Raw genomic sequence first — 22,860 nt, forward strand, 5'->3', positions numbered from 1 at the left:
GATAAAGGAGTAGCGGTGTCAGGAAAAATTCAAAGCAATTTCAGTACGAGGTAGCTCGTTGATTTTATTACTGTTAGCAATTCGACCTGGTAGTTGAGCATTCAGTACATTGGCTTGGAATAGGGAAATGACCGCTGAGCAGAACTTGGAATGAACGCGCCTTGCAGGGGTCGACTGCGAAGACCTCATCGGAAAAAATGTGATGTCCATTGCAGCCATGACTGTTGTTTACCTTCGCCGGCACGATCTTGTGTTCACCACACCAGAGTCGTGTACGCGCGTTGAAGCATTTACCGGATTTCCACCGCCGCGCACTGGCTGCTGAACGAGGGTAGAAAGAGAGAGTCTTAGGTTTTTTCGCAGGCAGCAAATAGAAGTGCGGCAGGGGAGACGGACTTTGGATTACGTTGATTACTTGCAATGGCCAGCCATGATGGTCACGGTGATCTCGGCCTGGTTTGTCGGTTCTCAACGACCACGTCGGCGGATGATCGCCTTTTGGGGGTTCATCGCGAGTAACGCGTTGTGGGCAGTGCTCGGAAGGAGATGTCGGCAGCAACGCATCATTTATTGTTTTCGATGCCAGGCACTTCGAGTGACCGCCCGTCAGTCATCCTCAATTGTTTGAACATCCGCTGAATTTCTCCAGTTCGCCTATTCTCACACTCCTGCCAAAACACATTGACCTTGAAGTTACCTTTAATCCCAAGGTGTTTTGGCGGCCAGGCGGTGCAACCTTTCATTGAGGAGACGCGAACATGGGGTATGTCACTACGCAGGACGGTGTCGAGATCTTTTACAAGGACTGGGGGCCGCGCGAGGCCCCGGTGATCTGGTTTCATCACGGCTGGCCACTGAGTGCCGACGACTGGGATGCCCAGATGCTGTTTTTCCTGGCGAACGGTTACCGGGTGATTGCCCACGACCGGCGCGGCCACGGGCGCTCCAGCCAGGTCTGGGACGGGCACGACATGGATCACTACGCCGATGATGTCAGGGCCGTGGTCGACCATCTTGGCGTGCAGGGTGCGGTCCATGTCGGGCACTCCACCGGTGGTGGTGAAGTCATCCACTACATTGCCCGCCACGGCGAAGATCGCGTGTCCAAGGCTGTCATTATCAGCGCCGTGCCACCCTTGATGGTCCAGACCCCGGGCAATCCGGGCGGCTTGCCCAAGTCGGTGTTCGATGACTTGCAGGCGCAGCTCAAGGCCAACCGCGCACAGTTCTACCGTGACATCCCGGCGGGGCCTTTCTACGGGTACAACCGCCCGGGTGCAACACCGTCCGAGGGCAACATCCAGAACTGGTGGCGACAAGGCATGATGGGCTGTGCAATTGCCCATTACGACGGGATCGTGGCCTTCTCCCAGACCGACTTCACCGAAGACCTGAAGAGCATCACGATTGCGGTGCTGGTGATGCATGGCGATGATGACCAGATAGTGCCTTATGAAGACTCCGGGCCGTTGTCAGCCAAGCTGTTGCAAAACGGCACGCTGAAAACCTATTCGGGCTACCCCCACGGCATGCCGACCACCAACGCCGATACCATCAACGCCGACTTGCTGACGTTCGTCAGAAGCTGAGCAACACGCATCTGTAGGAGCCGGCTTGCCGGCGATGGCGGTGGGTCAGGCGATGGAGATGTTGGCTGCGCCGGCCTCATCGCTGGCAAGCCAGCTCCTACAGGTTTGTTGGGCGTTGCCGGGATTGGCGTCTGGCGGTGATCCCTGTAGGAGCCGGCTTGCCGGCGATGGCGGTGGGTCAGGCGATGGAAATGTTGGCTGTGCCGGCCTCATCGCTGGCAAGCCAGCTCCTACAGGTTTATTGGGCGTTGCCGGGATTGGCGTCTGGCGGTGATCCCCTGTAGGAGCCGGCTTGCCGGCGATGGCGGTGGGTCAGGCGATGGAGATGTTGGCTGCGCTGGCCTCATCGCTGGCAAGCCAGCTCCTACAGTTTGTTGGGTGTTGTCGGGAATGGCGTCTGGCGGTGATCCCCTGTAGGAGCCGGCTTGCCGGCGATGGCGGTGGGTCAGGCGATGGAGATGTTGGCTGTGCCGGCCTCATCGCTGGCAAGCCAGCGCCTACAGAATCAATCCTGCCCCTGCCTTATGCGGCAGCGCAATTTTGAACTCCCGATCCTGGGGTTGACTCCTAACTCACAACGCACTGCACATGATCCAGTTGTGGCGATGACCCACCAACCAGCCGGCGCGATATTCGAAACCGATCTTCCAGCCCGCCTGGACCGCTTGCCGTGGGGCCGTTTTCACACCCTGCTGGTGGTCGCGCTGGGCATCACCTGGTTGCTCGACGGCCTGGAAGTGACCCTGGCCGGCTCGGTGTCCGGCGCGCTGAAAAGCAGCCCCGACCTGCGCATGAGCAACTTCAATATCGGCTTGGCCGGCGGTCTCTACATCGCCGGCGCCGTGGTCGGTGCCTTGCTGTTCGGCTGGCTGACCGATCGCCTCGGACGGCGCAAGCTGTTCTTCATGACGTTATGGCTGTATGTCGGCGCTACGGCGGCCACGGCGTTCTCCTTCAACCTGGAAAGCTTCCTGCTGTTGCGTTTTCTCACGGGCATGGGCATCGGCGGCGAATACACGGCGATTAATTCGACCATCCAGGAATTCACCCCGGCACGCTATCGCGGCTGGGTCGACCTGACCATCAACGGCACCTTCTGGCTGGGTGCCGCGCTGGGTGCCGGCGGGGCCATCGTCCTGCTGGACCCGCAGGTGGTCGGCGGTGACCTCGGCTGGCGCCTGTGCTTCGGCATCGGTGCCACGCTGGGCCTGGTGATCCTGGTGATGCGCCTGTGGCTGCCGGAAAGCCCGCGCTGGCTGCTGATCCATGGGCGGCACGATGAAGCGCGACTCATCGTCGAAGGCATCGAAGCGCGCCTGCGCGAACAAGGCCATGAACTACCGGCGGTGACCCGCCAACCCCTGCGCCTGCATGCGCGGGACCACACACCACTGGCAGAGATCTTCCATACCCTGTTCGTCAGCTTCCGGCGCCGGGCGCTGGTGGGGATGACTCTGATGGCCGCGCAGGCGTTCTTTTACAACGCGATATTCTTCACCTATGCGCTGGTGCTGACCGATTTTTACCAGGTGCCCGCCGAGCAGGTCGGTTGGTACGTATTGCCCCTGGCACTGGGCAATTTCTGCGGGCCGCTGCTGTTGGGGCGCCTGTTCGACGTGATTGGCCGACGGGTGATGATCAGCTTCACCTACGCGACGTCCGGGATCTTGTTGGCGCTCAGTGGCTTTGCCTTCCAGCAGGGCTGGCTGGATGTCACCCAGCAAGCCGCGGCATGGATGGTGATCTTCTTTTTCGCGTCGGCGGCGGCCAGTTCGGCCTACCTGACCGTGGCAGAAACCTTCCCCCTGGAAATCCGCGCCTTGGCCATCGCCGTGTTCTACGCGTTTGGCACTGGCCTGGGCGGCATCATCGGACCGTTGCTGTTTGGCCAACTGATCCAGACCCAGCAGCGCAGCAGTCTGTTGATCGGTTATCTGATCGGCGCGGCGCTGATGTGTGTGGCGGCGCTGGTGCAAGGGGTTTGGGGCGTGGCGGCGGAGCGTCAAGCGCTGGAGCAGGTGGCCAGGCCTCTGTCACAGGCTGCAAACCCATGAACAGAATCAGAGTCCACCGCCGAAACGATACTGCCAGACCATGCCAACAGCATCGAAATCACTGCCCGTGCGGGTATAGCCGCCATTGCTCGCATTGAGCTTTATCGAATGGTTGCGGTTCAACGGTAGCGTGAGGGTGCACCCGTAGCGGGAGTTTTCCTGATAATCGTGGTTACTGACCCCATCGACCGAGCTTTTGCCACCTTCGAACCAGGTCGCATCCAGCGAAACCCAGACCCCGTTGTCAAACGCATGGATAAGGTGCCCCTGTACCTGGTAAATCGGGTCCTGGGACAGTACGCGGTCGCCGAGCAGCTGGTCATTGTCGGTGAAAAAGGTGCCCGCGCCGGACAGTTCCAGTGTCACTTGCCCCACACGCTTGGAAACCCCGAGTTCGGGCTTGAACGACCAGCGATTGTTGCCCAGGTTGATCAGCCGGCTGTCGTCGTATTGGCCCAGTGGCGCCGTGACCGCCAGGCTGGCGCCGATAATCACATCCTGTTGGTAGCTGGGGAACTCGGCGAGGGTCATCGCCGGGGCGCCATACAAGTTGACCGAGAAGCGAAACCTGGGATCGATCAACCCGGTGACATCACGTTTCCTGGGTTCACCGGCCAGCAAGGCAGAGCCGGTCAATTTTGCCTCCGGCACGACGACATCGAATTTCCCCGAGCGGCCCCAGACGTCCAGGGATCTGGCAAAGGCAAACACGACAGTCTCGATTTCGAGCTTGGCATCCTCGAGCGGGATCGAGGGATTGGCCGTCACGTTGCCATGTAGATCGCTGTAGCCGATGAGCAGGAAATTGATCCCGACCGGCGTATTGGCATAGGACCTGGGCTCGAGATCCTCGGCCACTGCGCCGGTGGCCAGCATGACGAGCGAAGCGGATGCGAACCGAATCAACCTGACGACGCAGAGAGTGTGTTTCATCCACATGCGCTCGCTTGCTGTGAGTACCTCCGGGGTTCTATGAGTTGTAGCGCATCTGCATTTGTTTGGCACTGAGCAAGCGGTTAATCATGCGGTGCAGGGGAGGGGCACTTTGGGTGCCCCCTGTGAATCAGCGCACCAGGCAAGGCTGCTTATTGTTGAAGCTCCAACCAGGAATCAGGAACTGCATCGCGACGCTGTCATCCCGCGCACCGAGACCCATGCCTTTGTACAGTTCATGCGCCTTGGCCACGGCGTCCATGTCGATGTCCACGCCCAGGCCATGCCTTGTCGGCACCTTGACGTAGCCACCTTCGATTTTCAGCGGCTCCCGGGTCAGGCGCTGGCCGTCCTGCCAGATCCAGTGCGTGTCGATCGCGGTGATCTCTCCCGGTGCGGCGGCTGCCACTTGAGTGAACATGGCCAGGGAGATATCGAAGTGGTTGTTGGAATGAGAACCCCAGGTCAGACCCCAGTCGTGACACATCTGGGCGACACGGACCGAGCCCTGCATCGTCCAGAAGTGCGGGTCGGCAAGCGGGATGTCGACCGATTGCAATTGAATGGCGTGGCCCATTTCGCGCCAGTCGGTGGCGATCATGTTGGTGGCGGTTTTCAGCCCTGTGGCGCGGCGGAATTCGGCCATGACTTCGCGGCCCGAGTAGCCGTTTTCTGCGCCGCACGGGTCTTCCGCGTAGGCGAGCACATGATGCTGATCCCGGCACAAACGGATGGCTTCTTTAAGCGACCAGGCACCATTCGGGTCAAGGGTGATACGGGCATCGGGAAAGCGTTCCGCCAGTGCGGTAACCGCTTCAATCTCTTCATCGCCACTCAATACACCGCCCTTGAGCTTGAAGTCGTTGAAGCCGTATTTCGCTTTCGCTGCTTCGGCCAGTCGCACGACGGCTTCCGCGGTCATGGCTTTCTCGTGACGCACTCGTAACCATTCGTCCTCAGCGTCCGCCTCGTTGCGGTAGGCCAGGTCCGTGACAGTGCGGTCGCCGATGTAGAACAGGTAGCCAAGCATTTTCACCGCATCGCGTTGCTGTCCTTCGCCCATCAATGCAGCCACCGGAACTTCGAGGAACTGACCCAGCAAATCGAGCAACGCGGCTTCCATTGCGGTCACCGCATGAATGGTGATGCGCAGGTCGAAGGTTTGCAGGCCACGACCCGCCGCATCACGGGATGCAAAGGTGCTACGCATCTGATTGAGGATGCGTTGGTACTGGCCGATGGGCTGGCCGATCACCAGGCTGCGAGCGTCTTCGAGGGTTTCGCGGATGCGTTCGCCACCCGGTACTTCGCCCACGCCCGTGTTACCGGAACTGTCCTTGAGAATGACAATGTTGCGGGTGAAGAACGGCCCGTGGGCACCGCTCAGGTTGAGCAACATGCTGTCGTGGCCCGCTACGGGTACGACCTGAAAACTGGTGACGACAGGGGACTTGGTGGTGTTGGCGGCATGTTCAGCGTTCATGGCAAATTCCTGCGTAATTAGGTCGTTCAGCGATCAATGGATTCAGTGCGATTTGCTCAGGGTCGCACCCGTTGGCGCGGCGTCTGGCGGCGACAGCAGGGACGATGCTCTTGGCGAAGTCCTGGCGAAGAACACCAGGATCGCGGCGAGTACCGAAGTGCCGGCCAACCCGTAGAGGCCGCCCTGGATCGACCCGGTTGTCTGTTCCAGGAAACCGAAGGTCGTAGGGGCGACGAAACCACCCAGGTTGCCAATCGAGTTGATCAGCGCGATGACGGCGGCGGCGATGCGAGCATCCAGGTAGCCCTGGGGAATTGGCCAGAACAGGGAAGACGCTGACTTGAAGCCGATGGCCGCGAAACAGATGGCGACGAAAGCGAAGATCGGCCCGCCGGTGGTGGACAGGAACATGCCAGCCGCTGCAATCAGCAGGGCAGTGGCGACCCAGGCTTGCTGGAACTTGAACTTGCTCGACAGCGCAGCAAAGCTGTACATGGCAATGATCGAGATCAACCAGGGAATCGAGTTGAAAAAACCGACCTGCACGTCGCTCAGGTCGCCCATCTTCTTGATGATGCTGGGCAGCCAGAAGGTCGCTGCATAGATCGTCAGCTGAATGCAGAAATACAAGACGCAGAACAGCAGGATCTGGCGATCCTTGAGGAGCTTGCCAAGGGTCGGTTTCACGCTGGTCAGTGCTTCACGCTCGCGTTGTTCCTGATCGATGGCACCGACCAGTGCATCTTGCTCTTCACGCGTCATCCACTGGGCGTCGTGGGGTTTGGAGTCAAGCCAGAACCAGACGAAAAAGCCCAGGGCTACCGAGGCCAGTCCTTCGATGGCGAACATCCATTGCCAGCCGTGAAAACCGAGACCTTCGATCTGCAACAGGGCACCCGACAGCGGGCCTGAAATCAGCGACGCAACGGCCGAACCACTGAGGAAGATGGCAATGGCCTTGCCGCGCTCGACGCCAGGCAACCAGCGGGTGAAGTAATAGATGACGCCAGGGAAGAAGCCTGCTTCGGCGACACCCAGCAGAAAACGCAGAATGTAGAAGTGGGTTTCGTTCTGGATGAAGGCCATCAGGGTGGCCACGATGCCCCAGGTGAACATGATGCGGGTCAGCCAGATACGGGCACCGACTTTTTGCAGCAGCATGTTGGAAGGTACTTCGAAGAGCGCATAGCCAATGAAGAACAGGCCTGCACCCAGGCCGTAGGCGGCGGCGCCGATACCGAGGTCGTGTTCCATGTGCGTGCGCACGAAGCCGATATTGACCCGGTCGATGTAGTTGAGGATGAACATGATCACGAAAAGCGGGAGTACATGCCTCTTCACTTTGCCCACGGCGCGCGCGAGAACCGAATCACCTTCTGGTACCACAGATGCATTGCTTGAATTGTTCACAATTCAAATCTCCCACTGATTATTTTTATGCGGGTTTGAGCGTGACACCGGCGGCTTGTTGAAATCTCTGATGCGCCTCGTGTTGATAGACATCATACAAGTGGATTTTTTGATACGCAATGCAATGGACGCCGTTTTTGTTGTCATGATGAGCGATGAAAAACAGCTTATTAGTTATTTAAATCCATATTTTCCAGGGTTTTTGCCCTGGGTCTAGGTTGATTGGGGAAGTTTTCAAGCCGAGCGGGGAATGGAGCTATCGCTGCAGTTTTCGCTGGTTAAGGTGTGTTGTCATACAAGTATAAGGTATGTTGGCTCAAGGGAGTGCGTCCGCATTTCGCCGGGAATCACGGGTGGGTGTTAAGCTCTCAAGAGCAAAATTCTGTGGACTCAAACCTATGCAAATTGAAAGCGAACCCCCTGTCCGTAGACGATCCGCCAACCTGGCCCAGGGCGTGGTCGAAACACTGACCCAGCGCATTTTGCTCGGACAACTGAAACCGGGCGAAAAGCTGCCCTCGGAATCCACCATCGTTCTCGAGCACGGCGTAAGCCGCACCGTTGTCCGAGAGGCGATCTCCAAGCTGCAAGCTTCGGGTCTGGTCGAAACACGACACGGCATCGGCACGTTTGTGCTGGAGCAACAATCGCAGGCAGGGCTTCGCCTGCATGTGGATACGGTCGCCAGTGTCAGAAGCGTGCTGGAATTGAGGCTGGGCCTGGAGGTGCAGGCTGCTGCGCTGGCAGCTGTTCGTCGAACTGACGACCAGCTCGCTCGCATGCGCCAGGCCTTGACTGATTACCAGGCTTCGCTGGCTAACAACGACAGTTGCGTCGAAGAGGACAAGCGCTTTCACCAGATCATTGCCGAAGCCACCGGCAATACTTTTTTCACGGAAATCATGCAGCACCTGGGCAACGCCATGATTCCTCGTAACCAAGTGAAGGTCGACGAGCGTGGAAGCGCTGACTTTTCGCAGTTGGGGCAGCTGGCGAGTCTGGAGCATGAAGCGATTTTCAACGCGATCAAGCGGCAGGATCCCGACGCAGCCCGGGCTGCGATGGTGCTGCACTTGACCAATAGTCGCGATCGGTTTTCGGGAAACTGAAGGGTTGTCGCGCGAGCCTGTACCGGTCCTGCCTGAGCCGCTGGTACAGGCCTGAAGGCTGAGGTCGCCCAGCAACCTCCAACAGCTTCACGTCGCGACTATGATCTCGGTACTCCCGGCACATCCATGTTTATCTTGCGCCACGCCGCTTCGGAAAAACTGTAAGCCGAAAAGGCGATCAATCCCAACGCCATCACCATCAGAATCACACTTCCAAGGGGCAGATTCTGAAGCGCATCAAGGGCCTCCTTCATGCCGGGTGGATCCGTGGCTTGATAACGGGAGCCGCTGATTGCCAGCAGCAGCGCTATCTCGATGAACACCACTCCTCGGGCGATGAGTCCGAAACGAGCGACTGGGCGTACGTATCGCATCACGTCCTCATCAGCCTCAAAGTACTTCTCGAACGACGCCTTCCATCCCTTGATGATATGGGCAATGCCGACGCCTAGTGGGACGAGCGCTACGAGGTAGACCAACACGTTTGAGTGATCCCAGGACAAGAGATGCGCCAGTAGATCCCTGGTTTCTCCACCGCCGGAATTGCCAGAGCTTCTGACGCCGCTAATGAGCAGGCCCAACGCAAAAAACGCCAGGGTGCCGTTGAGCAAACCTCCCGCGAACAAACCTGCGCGAATTACCCACCCCTTGAGATTCCTGCCGTGATGGTCGACGTCGCGAACTGCTTGTAATACTCGCCACCCGGCGAAGGCGAGTAGACCCGCCACCACCAGCCCAACCAGGACATATCCGAATGGTTGGCTTAGCAACGCCTCAAGGCTTTTGTGACTGTCCTTCGGTTTTGTCGAGTCTTGAGCCGCCAGCAGAGCGAAGATCCCTATGATCAGGTACAGAACGCCTCGAGCGGCATATCCGCCCCGGGCGAGTACGACAAGGGTGTGTTGCGCGGACATTGGATTTATTCCCGAGAGGATATACAGGAACAGACCTGTCGCTTCGGGAGGGGTTCGATAAAAGCACCATGATCGCGGCTTCAGGAGCCAGTTGATCCTGATTGAGCTTTAACGGTAGGGAAGGGGAGTAGATGGATGGACCGTATTTTTACAAACAGCGGCGGCGCCAACAATAAAAAACCCCTGAAGCCATCAGGATTCAGGGGTTTGGAAGTCATGGTGCCCAGAGACGGAATCGAACCGCCGACACGGGGATTTTCAATCCCCTGCTCTACCGACTGAGCTATCTGGGCCGCGGCGCAATTAAACGTTTTTACGCCGGAGGCGTCAAGCACGAAATCAGAAAAACCTAATGAATACTTACGCTTACAACTGACCGTGAATGGGAGCTTTCAGGCCGCAGCCCTCACGCCTGCGCCTTTTGCATCTGCCTGCACGTCATGCAGGGAAATCCGTGACGTCTCCGGCAATGCCAGCCCACCCGCCAATGCCAGCAGGGCAATCGCGATCAAATAGAAAGCCGGCGACAGGTTGCTGCCGGTGGTGCTGATCAGCCAGGTAGCCACCAGCGGCGCAGTGCCGCCGAAAATCGTGTAGGCCATGTTGTAGGTGATTGCCGAGGCGGTGTATCGGGTGCGGGTGGGGAAGGTTTCCGAAAGCAGGGCGGCGGTGACCACGCCACACAACACTGCGCCGACCGCCAGCAGCATCACGCCGGCGACGGACGCTGCGAACGAGCCGGAGCTGGCGAGCAGGAACGCTGGATACACGGCCACGATCAACAGGGCGCACGCGGTCATCACCGTCATTCGCCGCCCGACCCGGTCCGAATACAGCCCGGCCAGCGGGCAGATGGCCGCCGCGAACAGCAGGGCAATCAGTGACACCAGCAAGGCTGTGGCGCGACTCAGGCCGCCCGCGACTTGCAGGTAGGTCGCGAAGTAGGTGGTGAACATGTAGAACGACAGCGCCGTGAGCGACACGAAGGCGCCCAGGCAACAGATGGCCGCACCATGGTTGCGCAACGTTTCCTTGAGTGGGGAATGGGCCACGGCGTGTTCCTCGGTCACCGCCTGGAACGCCGGTGTCTCATCGAGCTTGCAGCGCAAATAAAGACCCACCAGGCCCAGCGGCGCGGCAATCAGGAACGGCAGGCGCCAGCCCCAGCTGCCCATCGCTTCGGCCGATAACGACGCCTCGAGGGCGTAGGCCACCACGGCGGCCGCGGCGAAGGCGGAAAAGGTCGACACCGGGATGAAGCTGCCGTACCAGGCGCGTTTATCGTTCGGTGCATGTTCCATCAGGTAGGCACAGGCGCCAGCATATTCGCCGCCGGCTGAAAAACCCTGGGCGCAACGGATCAGCGACAGAAGAATCGGCGCTGCGACCCCGATCGCTGCGTAAGTGGGCAACAGGCCGATCAGGGTCGTCGCACCGGCCATCAGCAGAATCGTCATCGCCAGGGTGCGCTTGCGGCCGATCCTGTCTCCGAGCATGCCGAAGAAAATCCCGCCAAGGGGCCGAAACGCAAACGCCACGGCAAATACCGCAAAGGTCTTGAGCAGCGCGGCACTGGCATCGCCGCTGGGGAAAAATTGCTGGGCGATGGTGGTGGCCAGAAAGCCGTAGACGGCGAAGTCGAACCACTCGACGAAATTGCCGATGCCGGCGGCCACGATCACCCTTCTCAGGGTTTTCGGGCTGACTTGTTCCGTAGTTGTGCTCGTCATGCTTGACCTCGACAGTTCGTCAGTAAGCTATCGATTATCGAGGCAGGCGCTTAGGCGGCTCACTTCAAAAGTGTCATCCACGTAGTCAGAACCGACTTCGCCTACATCAAACGCTCGAATGTCACTGTTTTGGCTTTAATGGATCCATTAATGTCCATTTGTCCGCAAAAAGCTTGACTTACATCAGGGTTGTCCGCTCAAATGGATCCATAAAAACAAGCCTGTCCCGGAGAACCCTATGTATCCGAAAAACACCTGGTATGTCGCCTGCACCCCCGACGAGATCGCGTCCAAGCCCCTGGGGCGGCAGATCTGCGGTGAGAAAATCGTTTTTTACCGAGGGCAGGAAGGGCGTGTGGCCGCCGTCGAGGATTTTTGCCCACACCGCGGCGCCCCCCTTTCGCTGGGTTATGTTGAAAATGGCAACCTGGTCTGTGGCTACCACGGCCTGGTCATGGGTTGCGATGGCAAGACTGTCGAGATGCCCGGCCAGCGCGTACGGGGTTTTCCGTGCAACAAGACCTACGCTGTTGAAGAGCGTTACGGTTTCATCTGGGTCTGGCCCGGCGAGCAGGACAAGGCTGACCCTGCATTGATTCATCATCTGGAGTGGGCGGTCAGCGATGAGTGGGCCTACGGTGGTGGGCTGTTCCACATCAATTGCGACTATCGACTGATGATCGATAACCTGATGGACCTCACCCACGAAACCTACGTGCACGCCTCGAGCATCGGCCAGAAAGAGATCGATGAAGCGGCGCCGGTCACCACCGTCGAGGGTGACGAGGTGGTCACCGCGCGGCACATGGAAAACATCATGGCGCCCCCGTTCTGGCGCATGGCCCTGCGGGGCAACAACCTGGCCGACGACGTGCCGGTGGACCGCTGGCAGATCTGCCGCTTCAGCCCACCCAGTCACGTATTGATCGAGGTGGGCGTGGCACACGCCGGCAAGGGTGGTTACAACGCCGAGCCGCAACACAAGGCCGCGAGCATCGTGGTCGACTTCATTACCCCGCAAACCGAGACGTCGATCTGGTACTTCTGGGGCATGGCACGCAATTTCAATCCCCACGACGAAGAACTGACCGCGACCATCCGCGAGGGCCAGGGCAAGATCTTCAGCGAAGACCTCGACATGCTCGAACAGCAGCAGAAGAACCTGCTGGCCAACCCCGAGCGCAACCTGCTCAAGCTCAATATCGATGCCGGCGGTGTGCAGTCCAGGCGCGTGCTGGAGCGAATCATCGCCCGTGAGCGCGCGCCGGCTGTCGAGCTGATTGCCACGGCCAACTAGCTCGAGCGCTACGCCAGTCCACTCCCATTGATCCTGTTCCCGGCCACTGCGGTGGCCGGTCTTGAAGGTGCGCCATGATTGAAGTCGTCGTGACATCCCGCAACAACGAAGCGCTGGATATCTGCAGCTACGAACTGGCCTGTGCCCAAGGCGGGCAATTGCCCGGCTTCAGTGCCGGGGCCCATATCGACGTGCACCTGCCCGGCGGGCTGATCCGCCAGTACTCGCTGTGCAATCACCCGCAAGAGCGCCATCGCTACTTGATCGGCGTGCTCAAGGATGTCGCCTCGCGCGGTGGATCCCAAGGCCTGCACGAGCAGATCAACAGCGGCGACCGCCTGTTCATCAGTGAGCCGCGCAACCTGTTCCCGCTGGTGACCGAGGGGCGGCGCAGCCTGTTGTTCGCCGGCGGCATCGGCATCACCCCGATCCTGTGCATGGCCGAGCAACTGGCCCACAGCGGCGCCGATTTCGAGCTGCACTACTGCGCTCGCTCCAGTGAGCGCGCGGCATTTGTCGAGCGACTAAAAGGCGCCGCGTTTGCCGATCGCGTGCACCTGCATTTCGATGAAGAGGCCGGTTCGCGCCTGGACGCCGCCAGCGTCCTGGCCAATCCGCGGCCTGACTTGCACCTGTATGTCTGCGGCCCTTCAGGGTTCATGCAGCATGTACTCGACAGCGCCAAGGCCCAGGGTTGGAGCGATGGCCAGTTGCACCGTGAATACTTCGCCGCGGCGCCGGTGGATACCAGTGCCGATGGGTCGTTCCAGGTCAAGCTGGGCAGCAGCGGGCAGGTGTTCGACATTCCGGCCGACAAGACGGTGGTCCAGGTGCTGGAAAGTCACGGCGTCGAGATTGCGCTTTCCTGTGAGCAGGGCATCTGCGGCACCTGCCTGACCCGTGTGCTGGAAGGGGTGCCGGAGCACCGTGACCTGTTCCTCACCGAAGAAGAGCAAGCGGCCAATGATCAGTTCACGCCTTGTTGTTCGAGGGCGAAGTCCAAGCTGTTGGTGCTGGATCTCTGAACCTGCCGATCACTCGCCGCGGGCGATCACTTTCATCCGGTCGCCGTTGCTGATCGCCCCGAAGACCTCGGCGTAACGCAGTGTCGCATTGGCGTGTTCACGCATGATGGCTTCCGCGCGTGCGCCCTGGCGACTGACCAGCGCGTCGAAGACCGAGTGGTGTTGCATGTGCGCGAAGTTGAAGCGCCGGTATTCGCGCGCCATGTCCTGGCGATCGATCGCCAGCGCCGACACTGAAGCGAAGGGGCGATGGTCGTTGCGCGCCAGGGCTTCGGCAATCGCCGGGTTGGCGCTGCTGTCGACGATCACCTGGTGAAAGCGCATGTTGAGGTCATGGAACGCCTCGAGGTCTTCTTCCGTCACGTAACCCTTGTCGAACAGCGCATCGCCCTGCACCAGGCATTCGCGCAGCGCCGCCTGTGCCTCTTCACTCAAACCGCGTTCAGCGCTCTGCCGCGCCGCCAGCCCCTCCAGCACCCCGCGCACCTCAACAGCACCGGCGATATCGTCGGCACTCACCGAGCGCACCTGATAGCCCCGGCCACCATGGCGCACCAGCAAGCCTTCCTGTTCCAGGGTAAGAAAGGCCATGCGCACCGGCATGCGCGAGACGCCGAAGCGTTCCGCCGTCGGGATCTCCATCAGCCGTTCGCCGGCCGCGAGTTCGCCCGAAGCGATCATTTTGCGCAGTGCGACCAGCACCATTTGACCCGGTTTGCTCATGCAGGCGACTTCCAGAAGTTGGTTCGCCATAGTAACGCAAGGAGGGCAGAGATACAGGGGCGACAAAGCGCCCCTGGCGGGAGGATCAGAGGGACAGCGGGTAGCTGACGATCACGCGGGTCTGATCGAAGTCGCTGTTGAAGCTGCGACGGTTGGTGGCGTTGTTGACCCTCAGGCTGAGGTTCTTCAGCGGACCGCTTTGCAGGGTGTAGCTGACCTCGGTGTCACGTTCCCATTCCTTGCCGTTGCTGCCGGCCTTGGTGGTGGCGTTGTCGCCGTGACCGTAGCGGGTCATCAGCAGCAGGCCAGGGAGGCCGACGGCAACGAAGTTGTAGTCATATCGCGCCTGCCAGGAACGCTCGTCGGCGTTGCTGAAGTTGCCGTTGAACATGTCGTTGCCCAGGGTGCGCCCGCTGCTGCCATACACGGACATCCAGCCAGTATCGCCGCTGACCTTTTGCAGCCCCAGGTACAGGGTGTGGCCACCCAGGTTGGCCGAGAACAGCCCGTAGGCGGTATGGCTCTGTACATTGCCGATCAGGGCGCTGCCGTCATCCTTGTCGATGAAGTAGCCCAGGTTTGCGCCCAGGGTCCAGTCACCGACTTTCTGTTTATGCAACAGGTTCAGATAGCTTTGCTGATAGATGTCTTCGAGCTGCGAGTACCAGGCGCCGATCTGGGTCTGTTGTTCGTTGAAGCGGTATTCGGCGCCTGTATAGTTGAAGGCGTCCGACTTGACGGTGGGCGCAGCCCAGGCCGAGAGGTCTTGCATGTCCGAGGAATTGCGCAGGCTCACCGAGGTGTATTGACCGCCCTGCAGGCTCAGGCCGGGAAGCTCCCGGGACACTAGCATGGCGCCCTGGAAGGTCTGTGGCAGCAGGCGTCCGTCGTCGTAGCGCAGCAGCGGAATATCCGGCATGAGCTCGCCGAGCATCAGCTCGGTGTCGGAAATTCGCATTTTTGCCGCCAGCCCCGCGCGCCCGTAGTCGTCGGCGGCGCGGCCATCGTCGTGCACCGGCAGCAGCTCCGAACCGCTGCGTTGCGGGCCGCTGTCAAGCTTGACGCCGAGCATCGCGATACCGTCAAGGCCAAAGCCGACAACGCCTGGGGTGTAGCCGGAGCTGAACTTGAGAATCGCGCCCTGGGCCCATTCTTCGATCTTGCTCTTGCTGGCGCCGGAATCGTTGAAGTCCCGATTGAAGTAGTAATTTCGCAACGTCAGGCTGGTCTTGGAATCTTCGAAAAAACCATTGCTTTCAGCTTGCGCCGAAGGCATCAGGGCAAGCGCTATTGCACCGCCGAGCAAGGCCCGGGGAGGGAGAGAAAGGTAAGTCATTATTGTTGTTTTCCTGGCGGATGGAGTCAGTAGCGAGGTCAGCCCTCGCTACCGCTTTGCATTGGTTCAGGCCCGGCTAGGTTGGGCAGCAGGTTGCGCAGGGGCGTTGGGCCGCAGTTGCAGCAGCACCGCGGCGGCAATCACGAACACCACGGCAAACACCCCATACAGGTGCAGTGGTTGCCAGCCGCTGTCCAGGAGCAGGCCGGCGACGGTGGGCGACAGGATCGCGCCGATGCGCCCGATACCGATGCCCCAACCGACCCCCGTGGTGCGCACTGAAGCGTCGTAGACAATCGGCGACAGTGCGTACAAGCCCGCCACGCAGCCGTTGGCGAACAGCCCGATCAGCAGGCCCAGGCCGAGTGCCATCGAGACCGATGAAGCGGAGCCGACGAACAGCACCAGCAGGCCCGCGGTAATCAGCATGAACAGCGACAGCACCCGGGTCAGCCGCCAGCGCGAGGCCAGGCCGCCGATCAGCGCGGCGCCGAAGATACCGCCGACGCTCAGCAGCACGCCGCCGCTGATGCCTTGCTGTGCCGATAGCCCAGCCGAGACCAGCAGCTTGGGCGTCCAGCTCATCACGAAGTAGAAGCCGAACATCACCAGGAAGAACAGCAGCCAGATCAGCAGGGTGGTGCGCCGCGAATCCGCCGAGAGCAACTGCGCCAGGCGGCCACGGCCGGAAGTCGGCGCCGATAGGGCCACGGGCAGTTCGCGCAGTGCAGGCTGGCCGAGGCGGGCGGCCAGGCGATTGATGCGTGCCAGGGCATTCACGGGGCGACGAGCGATCAGGAAGTCCAGCGATTCAGGCAAATACAGCAGCACCAAAGGAATCACCGCCAGGGTCACGGCACCCCCGAAGATGAACACCGAACGCCAGCCAAAGTGCGTCAGCAGCCACACCGACAACAGCCCGCCCAGGGTCGCACCCAAGGCATAACCGGTGGATTGCAGGCTCACCGCCAGCCCGCGCCAGCGCTTGTTGGCATATTCGCTGGCAATCACGTTACTGCTGGCCAGGATTCCGCCGATCCCCAGGCCGGTCAACCCGCGCAGCAGCGCCAGTTGCAGCGGCGACTGGCTCAGGGCCGACAACAGCATGCCGGCACCTGAAAGCAGCAGGCACAACAGGATCAACGGCCGGCGACCATAACGATCCGCCCACGGCGCAATGAACAGAGAACCTGCCGCCATGCCAAACAATCCGGCACTCAACAGCAAGCCGATCTGCGCGCCATTCAAGCCCCATTCGGCGGACACCGAGGAGGCCGTGAAGGCCATCACCAGCACGTCGAAGCCATCGATCATGTTCAGGACAATGCAGATACCCACGGCCAGCCACTGGAAGCGCGCCATGGGGCGCTCATCTACCACGCTCTTCAGATCGACACTCATGGCTGCCCCTCGAGAAGAGGCTGGGTAACGGTAAAGCGAGAAAGGCACACGAAGCTGGGTGCAAGCCGAAGCTCGAACCCGATTGAGAAGTCATTCATCCCGACACCCTTGTTATTTTTATGAGCGGGCAGGCGCTGTACCTGACACCGTGCAGCGCCAGTCAATCAATTTATGGATCCATTGGAAAGTAGGATTTTATGAGATTTCACCTCATGTTTGTGTTTTTTACGAATTAATTCCTTAAATATCAAATAGTTAACGATTTATATAAACTGTTCGATTATCGGTCATAAGTCGTTGTTTTCTGTAAGGGATCCACTGTCGGTGATCGTTAATCATGTCGAGCGAGCCAGAATGGCTTGCGCGTGACCCATGACCGGTGCATCGACCATCTGCCCATCCAGCACGAAAACGCCCTCACCTGAACCGGCGGCTTCGATGATGCGTTGCGCCCAGAGCACTTCTTCCGGGCTGGGCCTTAGCGCCTGATGAATGATCGCGACCTGGGTTGGATGGATGCACAGCGCGCCGCCAAAGCCCATGTCCCGCGCATATCCCACCGCGCCGAGCAGCCCGGCGGTGTCCTGAATCGACGCAAAGACCCCGTCCAGCGCGGGCGCGAGTCCGGCGATTCGCGTCGCGAGCAACACGGCGTAGCGAGCATGGCCCAGTATTTCTTCAGCGCCACGACTGCCTGTCGTCAGGTTCAGGTCCAGGCTCAAATCAAGACTGCCGAAGGACAAACGCTCAACGCCTTGGGCATTGGCAATCTCGTTGAGTGCAGCCAGGCCCCTGGCGCTCTCGACGATTGGCCAGACCGGTTTTTGAGTACCGGCCGCCGTGATGACCTGCGCCGCGGTTTCGGCTTTGGGCAACAGGATGCCGATCACGCCGGCGTGGCGCCGACAAAGATCCAGGTCGGCCCCATGTGCCGGGTGATCCGGGGCATTCACACGGACCAGGATCCGTGCATCCGGGGTTTCGCTTAGGAAAGCGTCAAGATTTTCCCTCGCCAGCTCCTTGAGGTTTTCCTGCACGGCATCCTCCAGGTCGACGATGACCCGGTCCGCGCCGCTGGTGAGCGCCTTGGGTATGCGCTCTGGTCGAGTGGCCGGTACGAACAGGGCGGAGCGAACAATTGATTGGCTCATGACGTTGCTCCATTGCTGAATTCAATCTCGCCGATCTGTGCGGTGCCGTCCTGATTGCCAGCCCAGACCTGTGCCTTGCCGTTTTCGATCACGCGGCCGCCCACTTCGAAAGGTTGAGGCGAAATCAGCGGTCGCACGCCACGGAAGTTGAATCGCTCAAGGCGCGCAGTCGGATGTGCTTTGGTGAAGGCACGCAGGTTCAACGTGGCGATCAAGGGACCATGCACCACCAGCCCCGGATAACCTTCGGTCTCGGTCACGTACGGCCAGTCATAGTGAATCCGATGACCATTGAAGGTGACGGCGGAGTAGCGGAACAGCAGGGTCGGGGAGGGCTCGATCGATTCTTGCCACTGGCTTTCAGGCAGCGGTTCGGTGCCGCCCAGCTTGGGCGGGACAGGTTCACGATAAACGATGTCCTGATCATCCTGCAGGGCGCGTTTGCCGTCCTGGAAAAACTCATGGCGTACCGTGACGAACAGCAGGGAACCCGTGCGACCGTGCTTCTCCTCGACGTTGAGAATGGTCGATACACAGGTCACTTCAGCCTCCACCTTGAGCGGCTGGTAAAACTCGATGCGGCTGCCCGCCCACATGCGATTGCGGTTGTGGGCCGGCGGCAAAAAACCGCCGAGCGCTGGATGGCCATCGGGTCCCAGTTCGCTGGCGCCCACCGGCTCCTGAAAAAATGCCCAATGCCAAAGGGGTGGCAGCGGTTCACCGGGTTGTGGTGCCGGCTCGCCCAAGGTCGCGGCGATGCGCCTGACCAGCGTGAAACTGATCCGGTCCTGGCTTTCCTGGCGTCGTCCGATCCAGGCGGAAAAATCGTGGCTGCTGCTCATGTTGTTTGCTCCCATCGGTCGATGATCAGGTCGTTGCAGTCAGATGGCCCCGGCGGCTCGCATTTCTCCAATGCGATCGGCCCCCAGCCCCAACTCCCTGAGCAGCTGTTCGGTGTGTTGGCCAAGGCCCGGCACGGCATCCATACGTGGCTCGAAAGCGCTGTTGCTGCCAGGGGGGATCAGGCTTGGAATGGGGCCGGCAGAGGTGTCGACTGCGCGCCAACGGTCACGGGCCTGGAGTTGTGGGTGGTCCCAGACGCCTTGCATGTCGTTCACTCGGGCGTTGGCGATCTGCGCCTGGTCCAGGCGATCGATCACCGCGTCGAAGTCAAGCGTGGAGAACGCTTCAATGATCAGTTCCCGGAGCGCGCTGCGGTTCTCGACACGTTTGAAGTTGGCCGAAAAACGAGGGTCCTTGACTAGCTCAGGCGTGAGCAGCACCTTTTCGCAAAACAGCTGCCATTCACGCTCGTTCTGCAAACCCAGCATCACGGTGGTGCCGTCACCGATCGGGAAGGGGCCGTAGGGATAAATGGTCGCGTGCGCAGCGCCAGCACGAGGGGGCGCAGGCGCTCTGTCGTAGGCGTAGTACATCGGGTAGTTCATCCACTCCACCAGGCTTTCCAGCATCGACACATCGAGGTGGCTGCCTTCACCGGTGCGATCACGTAACAACAGCGCTGACAGGATGCCGGTGTAGGCGTACATGCCGGCGGCGATATCGGCAATCGAACAACCCGCCTTGGCCATTTCTTCCTCGCCCTGTCCGCCGGTGACTGACAGAAACCCGCCTTCACTCTGGATCAGCAGATCGTAGGCTTTCTTCTTCTCATAGGGGCCACCGACGCCATAGCCTGAGATGTCGCAAACAATCAGGCGCGCAAATCGCTGATGCAATACCTCGAACGACAGGCCCATTCGAGCAGCGGCACCGGGCGCGAGGTTCTGCACCAGGACATCGGCGGTGGCCAGCAAACTGTCCAGTACCTCGGTGGCGCACGCTTGCTTCAGGTCGAGGGTCAGGCTTTCTTTCGATCGATTGGTCCAGACAAAGTGCGAGGCCAGACCGTTGACGCGTTGGTCGTAGCCTCGGGCGAAATCCCCTGTACCCGGGCGTTCGACCTTGATCACCCGCGCGCCGAGGTCGGCCAGCTGGCGGGTACAGAAGGGCGCTGCAATGGCGTGCTCGAGGCTGACGACGGTCAAGCCATCGAGCGGACGTAGACCTTTGGGCTGGCTCATGAGGTTATCTCTCTTGTTATCAGAAAGAGCGCGGCAGCTCGAGCAGGTGTTCGGCCACATAGGACAGGATCAGGTTGGTCGAGATGGGCGCGACCTGATACAGGCGGGTTTCGCGGAATTTGCGCTCGACGTCGTATTCGCAGGCAAAACCGAATCCGCCGTGGGTCTGCAAGCAGGCGTTAGCCGCTTCCCAGGACGCTTTCGCCGCCAGGTACTTGGCCATGTTGGCACTGGCTCCGGCATTGATGCCGCTGTCGTATTCCTCGCAGGCACGCCAGCGCATCAGGTCAGCCGCTTCGATTTCGATGTGGGCTTCGGCGATGGGGAACTGCACGCCCTGGTTCTGCCCGATCGGGCGACCGAACACGACGCGGTCGCGGGCATAGGCACTGGCCTTTTCGATGAACCAGCGCCCGTCGCCAATGCACTCGGCGGCGATCAGCGTGCGTTCGGCATTCAGGCCGTCGAGGATGTAGCGAAAGCCCTTGCCTTCCTCGCCAATCAGGCTGTCAGCCGGGATCTCCAGGTTGTCGAAGAACAACTCGTTGGTCTCGTGGTTGACCATGTTGGCGATCGGCTGCACGGTCATGCCGTTACCGATGGCCTCGCGCAGGTCGACGAGGAAGATCGACATGCCCTCGGACTTCTTCTTCACCTCGGCCAGCGGCGTGGTGCGTGCCAGCAGGATCATCAGGTCGGAATGCTGGACGCGCGAGATCCACACCTTCTGCCCGTTGATTACGTATTTGTCGCCGCGCTTGATCGCGGTGGTCTTGATCTTGGTGGTGTTGGTGCCGGTGGTGGGTTCGGTCACCCCCATCGATTGCAGGCGCAATTCACCGTTGGCAAGCTTAGGCAGGTAATAGCTTTTCTGCGCCTCGCTGCCGTGACGCAGCAGGGTGAACATGTTGTACATCTGGCCGTGAACGGTGCCGGAGTTACCGCCGCAGCGGTTCACTTCTTCGAGGATCACCGAGGCCTCGGCCAGGCCCAGGCCGGAGCCGCCGTATTCGACAGGAATCATCGCTGCCAGCCAGCCGGCGTCGGTCAGTGCCTTGACGAAGGTTTCCGGAAAGCCTTTTTCTTCGTCGACCTTGCGCCAATAGGCGGCATCGAATTCGGCGCACAGGGCGCGTACGCCCTCGCGGATGGCATTGAGTTCTTCAGAGTTGCGGTCAGTCATTATTATTCTCCTCAACGCGCCACGCACGGCAGCTGCCCTGCGTGACCAGGTACGGGCAAAGGGTCAGATCGGATTGAAACCCAGCGCGGCACGAAAGCGATTCTTGACGTAGTGACCATCACGCGGTGGCAGCGCCCGTGGCGGGTTTTCGGCCTTGATCTTGATCGTCGCGAGCTTGACGCCGTCGCGGGTTGCGAAGCGCTCGCGCAGGTCGTGTACGCCTTGCATGTCGCGGATTTCATCGGTCCAGCTGAAGCCGCAAGTTTTCGCGACCTGGTCCAGGGAGATGCCGAAACCGGCGTGGCTGACCTGCATGCCGGTCTCGCCAAAGTGGCCGTTATCCAGTACCGCAATGGTCAGGTTGGCGGGTTTTTGCAGCGCGACGGTGGCCAGGGCGCCGAAGCCCATGAGCAACTCACCGTCACCGGTGACCACTACGACTGACTTGTCCGGCTGTGCGTTGGCCAGGCCCAGGCCCACCGTGATGGCGCTGCCCATGGCGGCCCAGAGGTAATAATTCAGGTCATTGTCACCAGCGGCCATGACGTCATAGGACGCTGAACCCAGGCCGGTCACGACCAGCACGTCCTTGCGGTCGGCCAGCAAGGCCTTGACCACTTCGCGGCGGCACAGGCTGTGGTTTGCGCTTACTTGACCCATTTCTTTTCTCCAATCAGGCGCTGGCCGAGCAGCAGGGCAGTGGCGGAGTCGCCGTTGAAGGCCATGGTCGCGGCACCGTGCAGAAGGGGGGCGACATCGGCAGGGACGTCCGCGCGCCAGGTCATGACTTTCATCAGGTTCAGGGAGGCTTCGGTGGCCTGGCCCATGGGGTTCTGCCAGGCATTGAATTCGGCCCAGTCGCCGCGCATGGTGACGACCATCAGCAGCGGGAAGCCGGCGCAGACTTGCAGGGCCAGGGTGTTGATGCAGTTGCCGACACCGCTGGACTGCATCAGCAGTGCGCCGCGTTCCCCGCCCAGCCAGGCGCCGGCGAGGTAGCCGATGCCTTCTTCTTCGGTGGTGAGGACCACGGCCTTGATGTCCGGATCGGCATAGGACATACGGATGGCCGCCGAGTGACCCGCATCCGGTACGAAGACCACGTGTTTGACGTCGTGGGCCTTGAGCACGCGAAACACGTCCTCCTGCCAATCCTGTCCCACGGTTTGTTCAGCTTCTGTTGACATGCCCATCTCCCAAGCCGTGCTGCCTTTGTGTTTTCACACATTCTGGGAGTGCTGAAGGAGAAGAACGACTACCGTTTTTGTCTTTGAGATATGCCTGTTTGGTATAGCCTGGCTGACCCTCTGATCAACGCTGCCCCTGTAGGAGCGAGCTTGCTCGCGAAGAACCTGAGAGCGCCGCGTTCATCTAGAAAACACGCGTTATCGTTAACGTCCTTCGCGAGCAAGCTCGCTCCTACAGTAGGGCGCTGCGC

Annotated in this window: 19 protein-coding genes and 1 tRNA gene; 5 read left to right on the forward strand and 15 right to left on the reverse strand. The window is 60.3% G+C overall.

Annotation, left to right across the window (positions count from 1 at the left end):
- The first annotated feature begins 758 nt into the window (after window positions 1-758).
- Both ACYP2Q_RS06885 and ACYP2Q_RS06890 read left to right on the forward strand, forming a co-directional pair.
- The gene (locus tag ACYP2Q_RS06885) at window positions 759-1,589 is read left to right on the forward strand and encodes an alpha/beta fold hydrolase (RefSeq protein WP_459729812.1); all 831 of its coding nucleotides are present in this window, start codon (window positions 759-761) and stop codon (window positions 1,587-1,589) included.
- A gap of 605 nt (window positions 1,590-2,194) precedes the next feature.
- Complete coding sequence (locus ACYP2Q_RS06890) at window positions 2,195-3,643, forward strand: MFS transporter (RefSeq protein ID WP_459729813.1); 1,449 nt, start codon at window positions 2,195-2,197, stop codon at window positions 3,641-3,643.
- A gap of 6 nt (window positions 3,644-3,649) precedes the next feature.
- On the opposite strand, the gene ACYP2Q_RS06895 is transcribed toward ACYP2Q_RS06890, so the two are convergent.
- The 3 genes from ACYP2Q_RS06895 to ACYP2Q_RS06905 all read right to left on the reverse strand — a co-directional run bounded on the left by ACYP2Q_RS06895 (window position 3,650) and on the right by ACYP2Q_RS06905 (window position 7,469).
- Window positions 3,650-4,576, reverse strand: coding sequence for a transporter (locus ACYP2Q_RS06895; protein WP_459729814.1), 927 nt, complete (start codon window positions 4,574-4,576; stop codon window positions 3,650-3,652).
- Between the two features lie 130 nt (window positions 4,577-4,706).
- Window positions 4,707-6,059, reverse strand: a complete 1,353-nt coding sequence (gene gudD / locus ACYP2Q_RS06900; RefSeq protein WP_459729815.1) for a glucarate dehydratase — start codon at window positions 6,057-6,059, stop codon at window positions 4,707-4,709.
- 42 nt (window positions 6,060-6,101) lie between these two features.
- The gene (locus tag ACYP2Q_RS06905) at window positions 6,102-7,469 is read right to left on the reverse strand and encodes an MFS transporter (protein ID WP_459729816.1); all 1,368 of its coding nucleotides are present in this window, start codon (window positions 7,467-7,469) and stop codon (window positions 6,102-6,104) included.
- Between the two features lie 398 nt (window positions 7,470-7,867).
- Between ACYP2Q_RS06905 and ACYP2Q_RS06910 the strand changes: the two genes are divergently transcribed.
- The gene (locus tag ACYP2Q_RS06910) at window positions 7,868-8,578 is read left to right on the forward strand and encodes a FadR/GntR family transcriptional regulator (protein WP_459729817.1); all 711 of its coding nucleotides are present in this window, start codon (window positions 7,868-7,870) and stop codon (window positions 8,576-8,578) included.
- A 98-nt stretch (window positions 8,579-8,676) separates the two neighbouring features.
- Here ACYP2Q_RS06910 and ACYP2Q_RS06915 read toward each other — a convergent pair whose 3' ends face one another.
- The 3 genes from ACYP2Q_RS06915 to ACYP2Q_RS06925 all read right to left on the reverse strand — a co-directional run bounded on the left by ACYP2Q_RS06915 (window position 8,677) and on the right by ACYP2Q_RS06925 (window position 11,222).
- Complete coding sequence (locus tag ACYP2Q_RS06915; RefSeq protein ID WP_459729818.1) at window positions 8,677-9,492, reverse strand: DUF1206 domain-containing protein; 816 nt, start codon at window positions 9,490-9,492, stop codon at window positions 8,677-8,679.
- Window positions 9,493-9,709: 217 nt separating this feature from the next.
- Window positions 9,710-9,785 (reverse strand) — tRNA-Phe (locus ACYP2Q_RS06920).
- A 99-nt stretch (window positions 9,786-9,884) separates the two neighbouring features.
- Window positions 9,885-11,222 carry an MFS transporter gene (locus ACYP2Q_RS06925; protein ID WP_459729819.1) on the reverse strand — a complete coding sequence of 446 codons (1,338 nt, stop codon included), beginning with the start codon at window positions 11,220-11,222 and terminating at the stop codon, window positions 9,885-9,887.
- A 238-nt stretch (window positions 11,223-11,460) separates the two neighbouring features.
- Between ACYP2Q_RS06925 and ACYP2Q_RS06930 the strand changes: the two genes are divergently transcribed.
- Together ACYP2Q_RS06930 and ACYP2Q_RS06935 are read left to right on the forward strand one after the other, a co-directional pair.
- Entirely contained in the window at window positions 11,461-12,519 is a 1,059-nt protein-coding gene (locus ACYP2Q_RS06930) for a Rieske 2Fe-2S domain-containing protein (RefSeq protein WP_459729820.1), read from the forward strand.
- A gap of 74 nt (window positions 12,520-12,593) precedes the next feature.
- Window positions 12,594-13,544, forward strand: a complete 951-nt coding sequence (locus ACYP2Q_RS06935; RefSeq protein ID WP_459729821.1) for a PDR/VanB family oxidoreductase — start codon at window positions 12,594-12,596, stop codon at window positions 13,542-13,544.
- 9 nt (window positions 13,545-13,553) lie between these two features.
- Here ACYP2Q_RS06935 and ACYP2Q_RS06940 read toward each other — a convergent pair whose 3' ends face one another.
- The 9 genes from ACYP2Q_RS06940 to ACYP2Q_RS06980 all read right to left on the reverse strand — a co-directional run bounded on the left by ACYP2Q_RS06940 (window position 13,554) and on the right by ACYP2Q_RS06980 (window position 22,609).
- Complete coding sequence (locus ACYP2Q_RS06940; RefSeq protein WP_459729822.1) at window positions 13,554-14,267, reverse strand: GntR family transcriptional regulator; 714 nt, start codon at window positions 14,265-14,267, stop codon at window positions 13,554-13,556.
- Between the two features lie 85 nt (window positions 14,268-14,352).
- On the reverse strand, window positions 14,353-15,543 hold the full coding sequence (locus ACYP2Q_RS06945; protein ID WP_459730089.1) for an OprD family porin: 1,191 nt from the start codon (window positions 15,541-15,543) through the stop codon (window positions 14,353-14,355).
- Window positions 15,544-15,669: 126 nt separating this feature from the next.
- On the reverse strand, window positions 15,670-17,004 hold the full coding sequence (locus ACYP2Q_RS06950; RefSeq protein ID WP_459729823.1) for an MFS transporter: 1,335 nt from the start codon (window positions 17,002-17,004) through the stop codon (window positions 15,670-15,672).
- 335 nt (window positions 17,005-17,339) lie between these two features.
- Complete coding sequence (locus tag ACYP2Q_RS06955; RefSeq protein ID WP_459729824.1) at window positions 17,340-18,155, reverse strand: HpcH/HpaI aldolase/citrate lyase family protein; 816 nt, start codon at window positions 18,153-18,155, stop codon at window positions 17,340-17,342.
- Window positions 18,152-18,997: an HTD2 family dehydratase gene (locus ACYP2Q_RS06960; protein WP_459729825.1), complete on the reverse strand. Its 846-nt coding sequence runs from the start codon at window positions 18,995-18,997 to the stop codon at window positions 18,152-18,154. Before ACYP2Q_RS06960 ends, ACYP2Q_RS06955 begins: the two co-directional genes overlap by 4 nt.
- A 39-nt stretch (window positions 18,998-19,036) precedes the next feature.
- A complete protein-coding gene (locus ACYP2Q_RS06965) occupies window positions 19,037-20,239 on the reverse strand; it encodes a CaiB/BaiF CoA transferase family protein (protein WP_459729826.1) in 1,203 nt (400 codons plus the stop codon).
- Window positions 20,240-20,258: 19 nt separating this feature from the next.
- Window positions 20,259-21,422, reverse strand: coding sequence for an acyl-CoA dehydrogenase family protein (locus tag ACYP2Q_RS06970; RefSeq protein ID WP_459729827.1), 1,164 nt, complete (start codon window positions 21,420-21,422; stop codon window positions 20,259-20,261).
- 63 nt (window positions 21,423-21,485) lie between these two features.
- Window positions 21,486-22,082, reverse strand: coding sequence for a thiamine pyrophosphate-dependent enzyme (locus tag ACYP2Q_RS06975; protein WP_459729828.1), 597 nt, complete (start codon window positions 22,080-22,082; stop codon window positions 21,486-21,488).
- A complete protein-coding gene (locus tag ACYP2Q_RS06980) occupies window positions 22,070-22,609 on the reverse strand; it encodes a thiamine pyrophosphate-binding protein (RefSeq protein ID WP_003174430.1) in 540 nt (179 codons plus the stop codon). Before ACYP2Q_RS06980 ends, ACYP2Q_RS06975 begins: the two co-directional genes overlap by 13 nt.
- Window positions 22,610-22,860 lie beyond the last annotated feature (251 nt).

The sequence above is a fragment of the Pseudomonas sp. MHK4 genome, assembly GCF_054600775.1.